13 protein-coding genes are annotated in these 15,471 nt (G+C 39.4%); all 13 read right to left on the reverse strand.

Annotated elements, in window-relative coordinates; translation table 11 throughout:
• Window positions 1–6: 6 nt before the first annotated feature.
• The 13 genes from VPHSUH08_RS02805 to VPHSUH08_RS02865 all read right to left on the reverse strand — a co-directional run bounded on the left by VPHSUH08_RS02805 (window position 7) and on the right by VPHSUH08_RS02865 (window position 15,450).
• Complete coding sequence (locus VPHSUH08_RS02805; protein WP_105086669.1) at window positions 7–1,314, reverse strand: folylpolyglutamate synthase/dihydrofolate synthase family protein; 1,308 nt, start codon at window positions 1,312–1,314, stop codon at window positions 7–9.
• A gap of 12 nt (window positions 1,315–1,326) precedes the next feature.
• On the reverse strand, window positions 1,327–3,984 hold the full coding sequence (locus VPHSUH08_RS02810; RefSeq protein ID WP_008714302.1) for a valine--tRNA ligase: 2,658 nt from the start codon (window positions 3,982–3,984) through the stop codon (window positions 1,327–1,329).
• Window positions 3,985–4,004: 20 nt separating this feature from the next.
• Window positions 4,005–4,895: a twin-arginine translocase subunit TatC gene (gene tatC, locus VPHSUH08_RS02815; protein ID WP_021148371.1), complete on the reverse strand. Its 891-nt coding sequence runs from the start codon at window positions 4,893–4,895 to the stop codon at window positions 4,005–4,007.
• Window position 4,896: 1 nt separating this feature from the next.
• Window positions 4,897–5,868 (reverse strand): polyprenyl synthetase family protein, encoded by a 972-nt coding sequence (locus tag VPHSUH08_RS02820; protein ID WP_021148372.1) that lies wholly within the window; start codon window positions 5,866–5,868, stop codon window positions 4,897–4,899.
• Window positions 5,865–6,563 (reverse strand): ribosome biogenesis GTP-binding protein YihA/YsxC, encoded by a 699-nt coding sequence (gene yihA, locus VPHSUH08_RS02825; RefSeq protein ID WP_024062006.1) that lies wholly within the window; start codon window positions 6,561–6,563, stop codon window positions 5,865–5,867. Before yihA ends, VPHSUH08_RS02820 begins: the two co-directional genes overlap by 4 nt.
• A complete protein-coding gene (lon, locus tag VPHSUH08_RS02830; protein ID WP_004696511.1) occupies window positions 6,563–8,872 on the reverse strand; it encodes an endopeptidase La in 2,310 nt (769 codons plus the stop codon). Before lon ends, yihA begins: the two co-directional genes overlap by 1 nt.
• Before the next feature lie 65 nt (window positions 8,873–8,937).
• Entirely contained in the window at window positions 8,938–10,191 is a 1,254-nt protein-coding gene (gene clpX / locus VPHSUH08_RS02835; protein ID WP_008601448.1) for an ATP-dependent protease ATP-binding subunit ClpX, read from the reverse strand.
• Window positions 10,192–10,203: 12 nt separating this feature from the next.
• Window positions 10,204–10,797 carry an ATP-dependent Clp endopeptidase proteolytic subunit ClpP gene (gene clpP / locus VPHSUH08_RS02840; RefSeq protein WP_004696517.1) on the reverse strand — a complete coding sequence of 198 codons (594 nt, stop codon included), beginning with the start codon at window positions 10,795–10,797 and terminating at the stop codon, window positions 10,204–10,206.
• A 36-nt stretch (window positions 10,798–10,833) separates the two neighbouring features.
• Window positions 10,834–12,138 carry a trigger factor gene (tig, locus tag VPHSUH08_RS02845; protein WP_105086670.1) on the reverse strand — a complete coding sequence of 435 codons (1,305 nt, stop codon included), beginning with the start codon at window positions 12,136–12,138 and terminating at the stop codon, window positions 10,834–10,836.
• Between the two features lie 163 nt (window positions 12,139–12,301).
• Window positions 12,302–12,757 carry a CBS domain-containing protein gene (locus VPHSUH08_RS02850; RefSeq protein WP_004696521.1) on the reverse strand — a complete coding sequence of 152 codons (456 nt, stop codon included), beginning with the start codon at window positions 12,755–12,757 and terminating at the stop codon, window positions 12,302–12,304.
• Between the two features lie 111 nt (window positions 12,758–12,868).
• Window positions 12,869–13,348, reverse strand: coding sequence for a 23S rRNA (pseudouridine(1915)-N(3))-methyltransferase RlmH (gene rlmH, locus VPHSUH08_RS02855; protein ID WP_004698704.1), 480 nt, complete (start codon window positions 13,346–13,348; stop codon window positions 12,869–12,871).
• A gap of 2 nt (window positions 13,349–13,350) precedes the next feature.
• Complete coding sequence (locus VPHSUH08_RS02860; RefSeq protein WP_105086671.1) at window positions 13,351–14,157, reverse strand: MBL fold metallo-hydrolase; 807 nt, start codon at window positions 14,155–14,157, stop codon at window positions 13,351–13,353.
• Between the two features lie 105 nt (window positions 14,158–14,262).
• On the reverse strand, window positions 14,263–15,450 hold the full coding sequence (locus VPHSUH08_RS02865; RefSeq protein ID WP_105086672.1) for a RuBisCO large subunit C-terminal-like domain-containing protein: 1,188 nt from the start codon (window positions 15,448–15,450) through the stop codon (window positions 14,263–14,265).
• Window positions 15,451–15,471: the final 21 nt, after the last annotated feature.

A 15,471-nucleotide genomic window follows, 5' to 3' on the forward strand; every position in this document is an offset into this window, starting at 1 on the left:
CTCACCTCAATGGCTCATCTCATGGAAAAACCACTGACGAGCATCCCCTAGAATATATAAAGAACCACATACAGCAATGATATCACCAGTCTTTGTATGTTTGTATGCCAATGCTAATGCAGCCTCAACAGATTCTGCAGTTTGAGCCGTCACCTTAGGTACAGTACGACGAATCATTTCAACCAAGTTTTCAGGTACCTCTGTTCTATCTGTTGGTGCAGGTACAGCGAGGACTGTGTCGCCAGATTTAACCACTTCACGAATAATAGCCTCTTGATCTTTATCTTTAAGGATAGCCATTACCACCGTTTTCGGTGTGTCCTTAAATAGTTCATTGTACGTCATGGCAAAAGACTCAGCCCCGGCCGCATTGTGAGCACCGTCAAATATAAAGGTACGATCTAAGCCTCGTTTAACTTCAAAGCGCCCCGCCCACGTAGTGCGAGCAAATCCTTCACGCATTGTTTCTTCACTGATGTTCGTATCCTCTTTCATCAACAGGCGTACAGCCATCAATGCACAAGCGAGATTTACAGATTGGTGAATGCCAGCCATCGTCGTAAACAGCATAGCAGGTGCAGCATCGTTAGAACTAACCGTAATCATTTGGCCACCCGTTACAGCGCTGCGGCTATCGATACCAAAATCTTTATTAAAAACATAAAGCTTAGCATGTTGTTTTTTAGCTACGTCCTCAATAACATTAAGAGGTGTATCTTGTGCAGCTGTCACTACAGGCACTTTAGATTTGATAATCCCCGCTTTATGGCGTGCAATTTCCTCGACAGTATCACCACAATATGCTTGATGATCTATTGTTACATTAGTAATAACAGATACTTTTGGAGTCACGATATTAGTAGAATCTAGTAAGCCACCTAAACCAACTTCTACTACAGCATAGTCGACACCTTGCTCCTTAAAGAATAAAAATGCAGCAGCTGTTAATATTTCAAATTGTGTTGGCGCTTCTATTCCATTACTAATAATAGTATCTACTGCAACCTTTACGCGACTAATTAATTTTCCAAAGGCTTCCTCTGTTATATTTCCATCATTAATTTGAATACGCTCCGTATAGGATTGAAGGTGAGGCGATGTAAATCGCCCCACCCGTAATCCACTTGTAAACAGTGCGTAGGAAATATATGAGGTAACCGAGCCCTTACCATTTGTACCTGTAACATGAACAATTTTATAATCTTCTTGTGGATTCCCTAACACATCCATAAGAGCCGTAATTCGTTCAAGACCAGGTTTAATACCAAATGAAGATGCCTGCTCCAAATAGGCTAAGGCCTCCTGATATGTCATATAAACCTCCTATTATAAGGTTTCAAGGAACGCTTCACGTTCCAATAACGCTTGTTGTTTTTGTTTATATTCTTCTAACTTTTCTTTTTCTTTTGCTACTACAGCTTCAGGAGCTTTTGCTAAGAAGCCTTGGTTAGACAATTTACCTTCCAAACGAGAAATTTCTTTTTCCATTTGGATTTTTTCCTTTGCAATACGCTCTCTTTCTTTTTCACCGTCAATCAAGTCTTTAAGTAAGAGATATACTTCCATACCATTGACAACGGTTACAGTTGCATTTTCTGGTTTTGGATCATCGATACTAAGAATTGTTACTTTCTCAGCCCAAGCCAATGTTACGAAGTAGTCACTATGTTCTGCTACAGTTTTAGCTAATGCTTCATCTGTTGGCGCTACGATAACCTCAGCTTTTTTACCTAAAGGCACATTCATTTCAGCACGCATGTTACGAATACCTTTGATAGCATCCATCATAACTTCCATTTGACGTGCTGCCCCTTCAAGATTATCGAATTTCAATGCTCCAGGCCATTTAGTAACAACGATGCTGTCCCCTTCGTGTGGCAAATGTTGCCAAATATGTTCAGTTACGAACGGCATGAATGGATGTAATAATTCGAGCATATGACGTAAGATTGTTACAAGTAAATATTGAACTGTACGACGATCACGTTCGTTGCTTTCACTATACAAACGAGGTTTCGCTAATTCAATGTACCAATCGCAGTACGTATTCCAAATGAAATCATATACGGAACTTGCCGCTTCACCAAGTTCGAATTTATCGAGATTAGATGTTACGCTTTGTACTGTTTCATTGTATTTTTGAACAATCCATTGGTCTGCTAATGTCAAATCATCTGCTGTTGGAACGAAACTTTCATCATAATTTGTAAGGTTCATCAATACAAATTTTGATGCATTCCAAATCTTATTGGCAAAGTTACGGTTAGCCTCAACACGTTCCATATAGAAACGCATATCGTTACCAGGTGTGTTGCCAGTTACAAGAGTAAAGCGCAATGCATCAGCACCATATTGGTCGATAACTTCAAGCGGATTAATACCATTGCCCAAAGATTTACTCATTTTACGGCCCTGGCTATCGCGAACAAGACCATGAATAAATACATGTTTAAATGGAATTTCATGTTCAAACTCAAGAGCCATAAAGATCATACGAGCAACCCAGAAGAAGATGATATCGTAACCAGTTACAAGCACACTTGTTGGATACCATTGTTTAAGTTCTGGAGTTTGCTTAGGCCAACCCATTGTAGCAAATGGCCATAAACCAGAGCTAAACCATGTATCAAGAACATCTGGATCTTGTGTAACATGACCGTGGCAATGAGGACATTCTGTAATATCTTCACGGCTAACGATCGTTTCACCACAGTCATCACAATACCATGCAGGAATACGATGGCCCCACCACAATTGACGAGAAATAGTCCAATCGCGGATATTTTCAAGCCAATTCACATATGTTTTTGTAAAACGTTCAGGAACGAACTCTACTTCGTGGTCTTTAACAACCTTAAGAGCTGGCTCTGCCAATGGTTTCATATCTACGAACCATTGTTTAGATACCATTGGTTCGATGATTGTATTACAACGGGAGCAATGACCTACTGCATGGTCATGATCATCAATTTTTTCAAGTAGGCCTAATTCTTTAAGTTCTGCTAATACTTGTTTACGCGCTTCTTCACGAGGTAAGCCATTAAATTTGCCAGCACCTTCATTCATTGTTGCATCATTGTTCATAACAACGATGGATTCCAAATTATGACGTTGGCCCATTTCAAAGTCATTAGGGTCATGAGCAGGTGTAATTTTTACACAGCCTGTACCGAAGCTAGCATCTACATAGTCATCGGCAATTACAGGAATTTCTCGATTAACAAATGGCAAGATCAATGTTTTACCAATGAGATCTTTATAACGATCATCATCAGGATTTACTGCTACTGCTACGTCACCAAACATTGTTTCTGGACGAGTTGTAGCAACAACAACAAAACGATTATCTTCACCTTTTACAGGATATTTAATATGCCATAAATGGCCATGTTCGTCTTCATGCTCAACTTCAACATCAGATAACGCAGTGGCACAACGAGGACACCAGTTGATGATGCGTTCACCGCGATAGATCAAACCTTTTTCATAAAGGCTTACAAATACTTCGCGCACTGCATGGTAATACCCTTCATCCAAAGTAAATCGCTCACGGTTCCAATCACAGGATGCGCCAAGGCTACGGATTTGTTTTACAATAGTATCACCATATTCTTTTTTCCATTCCCACACGCGCTCTACGAATTTTTCACGGCCCAAATCATAGCGAGATTTTCCTTCTTCTTTAGCAAGCATCTCTTCTACTTTGATTTGTGTAGCAATACCAGCGTGGTCTGTACCTGGCATCCACAATACATTGTAGCCTTGCATGCGTTTGAAACGGATGAGGATGTCTTGTAATGTGTTATCAAGGGCATGCCCCATATGCAACATACCAGTTACATTAGGAGGTGGTAATACGATACTAAATGGCTCTTTATTCGTGTCTACTTCTTCGTGAAAGTATCCTTGATTTTCCCAATAAGAATACCATTTGCCTTCTATTTCACCAGGATTATATGTGGTTAAATTTTCGTAGGTTTTCATCGTTCCTCCTAAAAGACTCCTTAGCGCTTCATAATTTTAGCCAATACAAATAGGCTTGTTTCATATAGCAATATCATAGGTAATGCAATCATCGTTTGCGAGAACATATCCGGTGTAGGTGAAATGACAGCACCTATGATAAAGGATATAAGAATAAATATCTTTCGCTTCGTTTTTAAAAAGCGTGATGTAATTAAGTTGAAATATCCCAAAATAATTAAGATCAACGGCAACTCAAAGATAAATCCAAAGGGCAGTACAAAGGATAATACAAAGTCCATATACTGACCAATAGAAAACATCGGCTGTAATTCATCTGTAGCAAAGCCCATAAAGAACTTCACTGCTGCAGGCAATACGAGAAAATAAGAAAATACAATACCTATCCCGAATAGACCAATTGCTACTGGTAAGATCCAGTTAGATAGCTGCTTTTCTCGCACAGTTAGTGCAGGCTTAACAAATAGCCAAATCTGATGCAATATAATGGGAGCGGCTATGACTAAGCCACCTACAACAGACACCTTCATATATGTAAAAAATGCTTCAGTAGGTCTCATATAATAGAGCTTGCCAGCCGGTTTTAGGAGTATTTCCAATAATAAGTCTACATAATAATAAGAAATACAAGTTCCCACAATAACCGCTACAGCTATTATAATCAATCGTTTTCGCAGCTCTGAAAGATGTCCTACAAGGGACAATTCCCTTGCTTCATCCATCATCTTCTGCTCTATAGCCGTATAAACTGGTTCATCTTCCACATCCTCAGAAATGTGTTGAGTTGCCACTTTATATCGTTCTTGCTCAGACTTTTGTTCTGCTTCACGCCGTTTTTGACGAACTACACTATCAAAAGAAGGTTTTTGCATGGGATATTCGAAATCCGATTTTGGTTCGAATGGTTCCATATTATACCTTTCTATCAGCCAGATTTTCTACAGCCATCACAAGAAATTCCTTCCCTGGGAAATCACGCACTGCAGCGAGTGCCGCTAGAGCATCTTTACAATATTTATCAGCTACAGCTAATGTATTATCAATTCCACCTTGAGCAATAACATAATCAATAATGTCTTGCTCATTACCACCATTATTTAAGCCTTTAATCTCTTCAAGCAATTTATCTTTATTACCATCGTTAACGATGCTTAATAACGGATACGTCAATAGTCCCTCTCGAAGATCATTCCCTACAGGCTTTCCCGTTGTTTCCGCTGTTTCACGATAATCCATAATATCGTCTGTAATTTGGAATGCCATGCCTAATGCATGACCATATTTTTTCAATTCTATGATTTCATCCTCTTGCCAATCTCCTAAGAGACCACCAAGCTCCATACAGCCTTCCATGAAGTCTGCTGTTTTCTTTTGCGTCTTTGTCATATAACGCTCTATGCCTTGATCGATGCGATATACATCTTCCATTTGCATGAACTCACCTTCTACGAGGCATGTAATAATATGAGAGAATACTTGAAGATACTTCATATTCGTCATTTCAGATACGATTTTAAATGCTTTGGCAAATAAATAATCACCACTAAGGATAGCTACCTTATTGCCTTTATGCATGTGAATTGTATCCTCCCCACGGCGAATTTCAGCTTGATCTAAAACATCGTCATGGATAAGTGTTGCTAAATGAAGCATTTCAACAGCCTCAGCAATTTTAATGCGTTGACGCTCTATAGATGTACCTGCATTAGCAATCAATAAACACAATTGAGCGCGCAAACGCTTACCACCTGCTGCTGATAACGGTCGAATCAGTGCATTGAAGTCCTCTGCACCGGTATTAAAAGATGATGCAAGAGACTCTTCGACACGCTCTAAATCTAGAGCAATGCGTTCCATAATCTCTAATTCGTTCGTTTGACTCATGCTTCATCTCCTACCAAAATTTTATTGATTCGTTGTTGTAAAAGCTCACGTCCAGTATGCTTTAAAGAGCTGTACAAAATCGGCGGGGTAGCCGTTGGATATAGCTCTTTAATAATAGACAAGTTTGCAGACTTTTCTTTAGCCGTCAATTTATCGGCCTTGGTCACTACAATTTGTAACGGAACACCGGCTTCGACGAGCCAATCAAAGGCCACCTTATCAATGGCCATTTCAGGATGGCGACCATCGATAAGTAAACACAACAACATCAATCGTTCAGAATGTAAAATATAATCGGCAATAAAGGAAGACCACAGATTGCGGTTTCCTTTATTTGTCTTTGCAAAACCATAACCAGGAAGGTCAACGAGAAACCAGTTATATCTGCGTTCCTCGGTTTCAGAAATATCCTCTTTTGATTCAATATCAAAGTAGTTTATCGTCTTAGTCTTACCTGGCTGACCACTAACGAGGGCTAACCCACGATAGTTACATAAAGAATTAATCAACGAAGACTTGCCCACATTAGAGCGTCCAAGGAAAGCGATTTCTACGGTATCCCCTTCAGGATATTGATCCGCCTTTACACAGGAAGTATTATATTTTGCAGCTATAATACGAGGCCCCTTTGGTTCTTTTCGTGTATATTGTGGTTTTGGGCCCATTGGTTTAGTGGATTTTTTCTTCTTTTGCATTACACAAGTGCCTTTGCTAATACTTCATCCATTGTCTTAACTGGCGTAATGATGAGGCCTTCTTTCACAATGTCAGGTAATTCTGCAATATCCTTTTCATTGCCTTTTGGAATCAATACCTCTTTTATACCATGAGACAAGGCTGCTAATAATTTTTCTTTTAAGCCGCCTATTGGTAATACGCGGCCACGCAATGTGATTTCACCAGTCATGGCAATATCAGAACGAACCTTGCGGTTAGTCAAAATAGATACCATAGCTAATGTCATTGTAATACCTGCTGAAGGACCATCTTTAGGGGTTGCCCCTTCTGGCAAGTGAACGTGAATATCAAGCTTTTTATAAAAATCTTCTTCAATCTTTAAAGCTTTTGCATTATGGCGAATATAACTCATAGCCGCTTGACCAGACTCTTGCATAACCTTGCCGAGACTACCAGTTAAAGCCAATTTACCGGTACCATTCATAGTTGTAGCTTCACATGGTAATACTACACCACCAACAGATGTCCAAGCTAATCCATTTACATAGCCAACTTGTGCTTTCTTTTCTCGCTCTTGGTCAACAAAGATTGGTGCGCCTAAGAATTCGTGAAGATTCTTAGTAGTGACTTTTGGTGCGTCTCCGCCTTCTTCAACTACTTTGAAAGCAATCTTACGGCAAATCTTAGCAATTGTTTTCTCTAAAGTACGAACACCTGCTTCGCGAGTATATTCGGAAATTACCTTTCTTAACACAGCATCAGATAATTTAACCTTGTAATCTTCAAGGCCATTTTTCTTAATTTGCTTAGGTGTTAAGTAACGCTTAGCAATTTCTAGTTTTTCTTCTTCCATATAGCTGGACAACTCAATAATTTCCATACGATCTAACAATGGACCAGGAATATTAGATGCTACGTTAGCCGTAGTAATCCAGAAAACTTCAGAGAAGTCGAACGGTACTTCGATAAAGTGATCACTAAATGTGCTATTTTGTTCTGGATCCAATACCTCTAATAACGCTGAGGATGGATCACCTTTATAATCAGATGCTAATTTATCAATTTCATCCAATAAAAATACAGGATTCTTAGTACCTACATTTTTTAACCCCTGAATCATACGACCAGGTAAAGCACCAATATAAGTACGTCGATGTCCACGAATTTCAGCTTCATCACGAACACCACCTAAGGATGCACGGATAAACTTACGATTCATTGCTTTAGCAATAGAGGTAGCCAAAGAGGTTTTACCAACGCCTGGTGGGCCTACTAAACAAAGAATAGAGCCACTATTTTTACCGGTTAATTTACGAACCGCTAAAAATTCTAAAATGCGTTTCTTAACCTTTTCAAGGCCATAATGATCGGCCTCGAGCATAGCATGAGCGCCCTTAATATCTAAACGATCTTCCGTTAATTCGTTCCACGGTAATGCCAATACCCAATCTAGGTAATTGCGCAAAATTGTTGCTTCCGGCATCAATTGAGGCATGCGGCTGTAACGAGAAATTTCTTTATCAATACGCGTATGTACGTCTTCACTTAGGTTAAGTGCTTTTAACTTAACTCGTAGTTCTTCTGCCTCCTCCTCGGGATCCCCTTTATCCCCCAACTCATCGTGGATAACGCGGATTTTTTCGCGCAAGAAATATTCCTTCTGCGCTTTTTCCATAGATTGACGCACTTGATTATTGATGGAATTTTCCAAATCAGAGATTTGTAATTCCATATTTAAAATGCCTACAATCATGTTAAGACGACGAGCCACAGATAATTCTTCAAGTAACTCTTGACGTTTCAAATTATTAATAGGCAATAGAAATGCAACTTGGTCAGCTAATTCACAAGGATTGCGTAATTCCATAACGCGCGTTACACCTTCATCAGTAACTGATTTAGCTTCTTCTGCCCATTCGCCAAATTTAGCTTGAACCAAACGACGATAAGCTTCAAGCTCTACATCGTCTTCAAATTCAGACGCCACTCGTTCATAGTCTCCTATATAATAAGGGTCCATGCTAGTAATATTCATAAGACGAATACGAGTGATGCCCTCTACAAGAACACGTACTATACCACCTGGTAAGCGCAACATTTGTTTAATTTTTACTAATGTACCCATTTGGGCTAAATCATGAACTGTTGGTGCATCTACAGCATCATCTTTTTGAGTTACGACGGCTAAAATGCGGTCCTCATTCATTGCGGCTTCCACCGCCTTAATGGATTTGTCTCGACCGATATCGAGGTGAATCACGATATTCGGGTATACTACCATGCCTCTGAGAGGTACGGTAGGGATCCCAACTTCGAGTAAATTCATACTTCCTCCAGGTATATATATTATAAAAAGAAACTCATTCCTACACAGAAATGAGTTTCTTCGAATTACGATTTCAACTGGATGTCTTGGTCTGCCTCATTTTTGAGTATAGGTTCACCTGTGCTTAATACGGATTCACGATTCACAATGCACTTAGTTACTTCCGGCATGGAAGGAACCTCAAACATTACGCGTTTCATCACCTTTTCAATGATAGCACGCAAACCACGAGCACCTGTTTTTCGCTGTAATGCTTCATCAGCGATTTCTTCTAATGCATCTTCAGTGAAAGTTAACTCTACACCATCAAGGGATAGAATTTTTTCATATTGTTTTGTTAATGCATTTTTAGGCTTTGTCAAAATTTGAATTAATGCATCTCTGTCTAATTGATCTAATGTCACCATTACAGGCAAACGTCCAATAAACTCAGGGATCAAACCAAATTTTAATAAATCTTCAGGTACAACATCTTTTAAGATAGCCGATACATTACGTTCTTCTTTACGCTGTACATCTGCACCAAAACCAAGTGTTTTCTTAGCGGTACGCTTAGTAATAACCTTGTCCATACCATCAAATGCACCACCACAAATAAAGAGAATATTTGTAGTGTCGATTTGAAGCATTTCTTGATTAGGATGTTTTCTACCACCTTGAGGAGGAACAGAAGCAACGGTACCTTCTAAGATTTTAAGCAATGCTTGTTGTACACCTTCACCAGACACATCACGTGTAATAGAAGGATTTTCGGACTTACGAGCAATTTTATCGATTTCATCGATATAGATAATGCCCCGTTCTGCCCGAGCTATATCATAATCTGCAGCTTGAATAATTTTAAGTAAGATGTTTTCTACATCTTCCCCCACATACCCAGCTTCAGTTAAGCTTGTAGCATCTGCAATAGCAAATGGTACTTCTAGCATTTTCGCTAAGGTTTGAGCCAATAGTGTTTTACCACTACCAGTAGGACCAATGAACAATACATTAGCCTTTTGTAATTCTACATCATCTACTACATTATCTGTTTGTAAGCGTTTGTAGTGATTATATACGGCCACAGCTAAAGAGATTTTAGCATCATCTTGACCAATGACATATTCGTCAAGATGAGCTTTAATTTCTCTAGGCGTTGGCAATTCTTTTAAATTGAAGTCGTCCGTCTCAACCGCACCCAACTCATCTGCAATGATGCGTTCACAAACTTCAACGCATTCGTCACAAATATACACGTTAGGACCCGCCACTAATTTGCGGACTTCTTCGCTTGTGCGTCCACAAAAACTGCAGCGCATAGTATCTTTATCTTTTGCCAAGGGGCGCCTCCATTACTTGCTTTCTACAGGTTCTCTTGTGAGTACCTCATCGATTAAGCCGTATTCAACGGCATCCTGAGCACTCATGAAGTTATCGCGATCTGTATCGCGAGCTACTACTTCAATATCTTGTCCACTGCGAGAAGCTAAGATACCATTTAACTCTTCACGCATGCGAAGAATCTCACGGGCATGGATTTCAATTTCAGATGCTTGTCCTTGCACACCACCTAATGGTTGGTGAATCATAATGCGTGCATGAGGCAACGCATAGCGTTTACCTTTAGTGCCAGCTGTTAAAAGTACAGCACCCATGCTCGCCGCAGAGCCTACACAAATAGTAGACACATCTGGTTTGATATATTGCATTGTATCATAAATAGCCATACCTGCGGTTACAACACCGCCAGGGCTATTGATATACAAATGGATATCCTTATCAGGATCCTCTGCTTCCAAGAATAACATTTGCGCAATAACCGCATTTGCCACATTATCATCGATGGGCCCACCAAGGAAAATAATGCGATCCTTTAACAAGCGAGAGTAAATATCATAGGAACGCTCTCCGCGTTCACCTTGTTCAACTACGATTGGTACATACATGTAATCACCTTTTCATGTACCTAGTTGAGCAAACTATTATTCTGCAGATTCAGCGCCTTTTGCATTATCAATAATGAATCGAGCTGCTTTTTTGCGAGCTACAGAGCCTGCCAACATAGCTACACGACCTTCTTTTGCAATAATATCCCAAACTTCTTTAGGATCTGCCCCAAAGTTTTGAGCCATAATGAAGATTTCACGGTTCATATCATCTGGAGTTACTTCGATACCTTCAGCAGTTGCAATAGCATCCAATACTAAATCAGCACGTACGTTTTCAGCTGCGGAATCTTTGTATTCAGAGCGTAAATCTTCGATAGTTTTATTGGAGAATTTCAAGTAGTCATCAAGTTTCAAGCCACGGCCTTCCATATTCATAGCCAATTCTTGAATCATTTGTTCTACGCGATCTTTAATCATTACTTCTGGGATTTCTACAGTTGCATTTTTAACAGCTGTTTGAATCAAGTCCGCATTGTAAGTATCGATTGCACGACGGGAAGCTTCTTCTTCCATTTTAGTGCGAAGATCTTTTTTCAATTCTTCAATAGTTTCGTAAGAGCTTGCTTCTTTTGCGAATTCATCATTTAATTCAGGCAATTCTTTACGTTTAATATCATGAATATGAGTTTTGAATTCTGCTTCTTTACCAGCAAGTTCTGCTACGAAGTAGTCTTCAGGGAATGTTACTTTTACAGTTACATCATCACCAGCTTTAGCGCCAATCAATTGATCTTCGAAGCCAGGAATGAAGCTACCAGAACCGATCTGTAATGGGTAGGATTTACCTTCACCACCATCAAAAGGTTTACCATCAACGGAACCAGCAAAGTCGATTACTGCGAAGTCATCTTTTTGAATTGTAGCGCCTTCTTCAGCAACAACCATTTTTGCTTGTTGTTCACGAATATTGTTCAACTGTTCTTCGATTTGTTCATCAGATACTGTAGCATCTTGTTTTTCTGCTTCTAAACCTTTGTAATCGCCAAGTTTAACTTCAGGGCGTTTAGTTACAGTAGCTTTGAAAATCAAATCTTTGCCTTCTTCGAATTGTTCGCGTTCGATTTCAGGTTCAGATACAGGCACGATATCATTTTCACGAAGTGCAGCACTATAGTTTTGGCTAGCCAATACTTCAAACGCTTCTTCCAAGATAGCTTCTTTACCGAAGTTCATTTCCAAAATACGGCGAGGCGCATGTCCTTTGCGGAAGCCAGGGATGTTCACTTGACCTGCAATGCGTTTTACAGCTTGTTTAATGCCCTTATCTACTTCTGCTGCAGGTACTTCAATAGTTAACGTTACTACGTGTTGATCAACAGGATTTACAGTTGCTTTCATTTAAAATATGTCCTCCTCGAAGGGCAATATGCCCAAATTTCTGTAGTATATTATGCACTCCTAATAATAACATAAATGCAAGGTCAATGCAATTCTTCTCAATATACACTAAAAGACCACCCCAAAACGGGTGGTCTTTACATATTTTACATAATTATGCTAATTAGTTATCTTTAGCAATCAATTTGATAATGTCCCGACGAGACAAAATTCCAATCAAACGGTACTCTTTATCTACAACTGGCACATTTTTCAAATGTTGATCAAGCATAACAGATACAATTTCTTCTACATCTTTATCCGGTGTGGTTGTAATTACTTCATCAGTCATCAACTCATGAACGTGAGATGCCAATAATTTTTTAAATTGAGCATTGTATTCACCGATGCCATTGTAATAGATGCTAGCGCCTAATACATTAACATAATGAGGCACATGAGGACGTACTTTTTTATAAAGTAAATCACCTTCAGAGATAATACCTAACAGCTTATTATCATCATCCACTACGGACACAGCTGTTAAATTATATTTAACCAATAAATCAGCTACATCAGAAATCGGCGCATCTTTGCCAACAGTAACAGGGTATTTATTCATTACTTCTTGGATTTTCATAGTGAATTCCTCCTTATAAATACATCTTGCTTTATTATACTATTCGCCACAGTATAATAAAACTCCTTTTTTCTGAAAGTATTATACAAATAATTTTTAGGTCTACGACTTCTACCAATGATAAGGTTCATTGCGATTGATTTTTGATGCTCGATAAATTTGTTCTACAAGTAGCAATCGAACCATTTGATGAGTAAAAGTCATAGGGCTAAAAGATAATTTATAATTTGCAGTCTGACGTAATGTATCACTCACCCCAAAGGCACCGCCAATAATAAAGGCCATATCGCTCACACCATCCACCTCAAGTTTAGATACCGTCTTAGCGAGTTCTTCAGAGGACATCGTTTTGCCATACACATCAAGTAATACGGTATAAGCATTTTTAGGAACCGCTTTTAATAAACGGTCTCCTTCTTCGGCAACAACTTGTTTGCGATCCGCATCACTCGGCTTATCTCCAATTTTACTTTCATTCAACTCTGTAATTGTAATACCACCATAGGGACGCATACGTTTCACAAACTCTGCTACACCCTCACGTAAATAAGCATCTTTTAATTTACCAATACAGACTATATAAAATCTCATTTTTACCTCTTCACAGATTGGATGGACACGATTTCATTAGGTTGACCATGTTGCAGCTTCATTTCAGGTCCAATACGAACACCACCATCCACAAGCATTTTACCAATAGTTTGAGTAACAAGGACAGCGTTATTATTATTTTCAGATCGATGAGCCAATATAACTTGCATAAAATTAGGACGCTTCATCATGAGTAGAGCTTGTGCAGCCATTTCATTACTCAAATGACCTTCATCACTAGCCACACGTTGTTTTAAAAACGGCTGATAGGGTCCGAAACGCAACATATGCGGATCATAATTTGCCTCTAGCACTAACAGCGTCGTATCATCAAGCCTGCGTAAAATATCATCTGAAATCACACCTGTATCAGTAACAACAGTTGCCTTATCGTTCCCAGTAAACACATTTATTCCAATTGGATCAGCCGCATCATGACTTACCGAAAACGGCTCTACGGTGAGACCGCCCAACGTTAAACTGCCCTTTGTAAGCTCAATCAATCGATTCTTCGGTACGATTAACTTATCTTGAATTTCACGCCATGTGCCCTGCTTCGTATACACAGGAAGATCAAATCGTTTTAGTAATTGTTGTAGTCCCGCAATATGATCACTATGTTCATGACTGACGAATATGCCCTCCACCTGAGCCATGTCTATATGCAATTCTTTTAACCCATTGACAATGCGCCGGCAACTAATGCCTACATCATGCAATATGACAGAGTTCCCTTTTTTTATTACTGTACAATTGCCCTTGCTACCACTGGCAAGGACATGGACCTCCAACGGTGATGATTCACTCATCAAAACACTCCATATACTTAATCATAAATCTATTATTTCTGTAAAAGTCAATAGCTTAGTTATTTAGTTAAACATTGTATTAACTCATTTAAATTCAAGCTATTATTACGTTCTTTCAGATAATTTAGTCAAACGCTCTACAAAGTACGACATATTAGCCTCAATATCTGGTCCTCGACGGAACATGTCACCGCCAACGAGGAACATAGTATCATTTCCGTACAGCTCAACGAGTTCATTAAGACGAGCATCTGTAACACCACCACCCGGTGCCGGGCAAGCTGCTTTCATCAAGCCCATTGGTCGTTTAATGTAAGAGGAAATTCTCTTGCATTGTTCCTCTGTAAAAGTAAAGCGTCCACCATAAGATACGAAAATTGGCATATCAGCCCCAAAGATACGAGGTAATAAACCTAGTTGTAAATAGTCAGCTACTCCAGATACACCAGGGCTTACAAATCCACCAGAATAAGCTGGATGATGAATAATGGGCAATCGTAAGTTTTCATCAGTAGCTAATTTGTGTAACCAACCGAAACCAACGAGACCTGAGGCCACCATGAGAGCTGTAGCACCAGCCTCTTTGGCAAAATAAGCGCGTTCTAACACATCTGTACCATCACCTGATACGTTTGCAGCATATAAAGTATGTGTACCATGTACAGCATTCATTTCCTGTACCATAGCAGCACATCGTTTTACACGATCTTTATATTGAGAGAAGGACTGATTAGAAATACCATGATCATCCTTTATGACATCTGCACCACCACGTGTGTAAGCGCCACACATACGAGCCAATTCTACATTCGGTGTGCCCATCGGCTTTACAACGGCTTGAATCATTGGACGCGTCGGGGTTTCCACTAATCGACGAATTCCTTGTAAGCCAAATCGTGGTCCCTTAAACACATCGTAAAGTGTTGGACATAGTTCAATATCTACTACCCAAATGTGTGGCTGTAACGAAGAATTACCAAAGACAACATTTAAAAATTGTGTAGCCTCTAAGGCCGTGGTATCTACGTGATATGAAATACGAGCCAAATAGTAACGAGAGGTGTCAATTACAGCATTTAGCATCACACCTACATTGATATAAGGAGAGTCTTCTACTATAGGTTCAAGAGATTCTAGTCGACCAGTAATAGTTTCTTTAATGTATGTATCCGTTACAAACTCATAAGGAAATTCTATAGTTTGCTCCACTTGAACAGCCCAAGCAATTGATTTTGCTTCTTCATATGTACTCGCTTCTATTCTATATGTAACTATAAATCGCTCGTCTTTCATAATGCGTCTCCTTTGCAATAA

Origin of the sequence: Veillonella sp. S13054-11 (genome assembly GCF_002959795.1) — a bacterium.
GTDB classification, from domain to species: domain Bacteria; phylum Bacillota; class Negativicutes; order Veillonellales; family Veillonellaceae; genus Veillonella; species Veillonella parvula_E.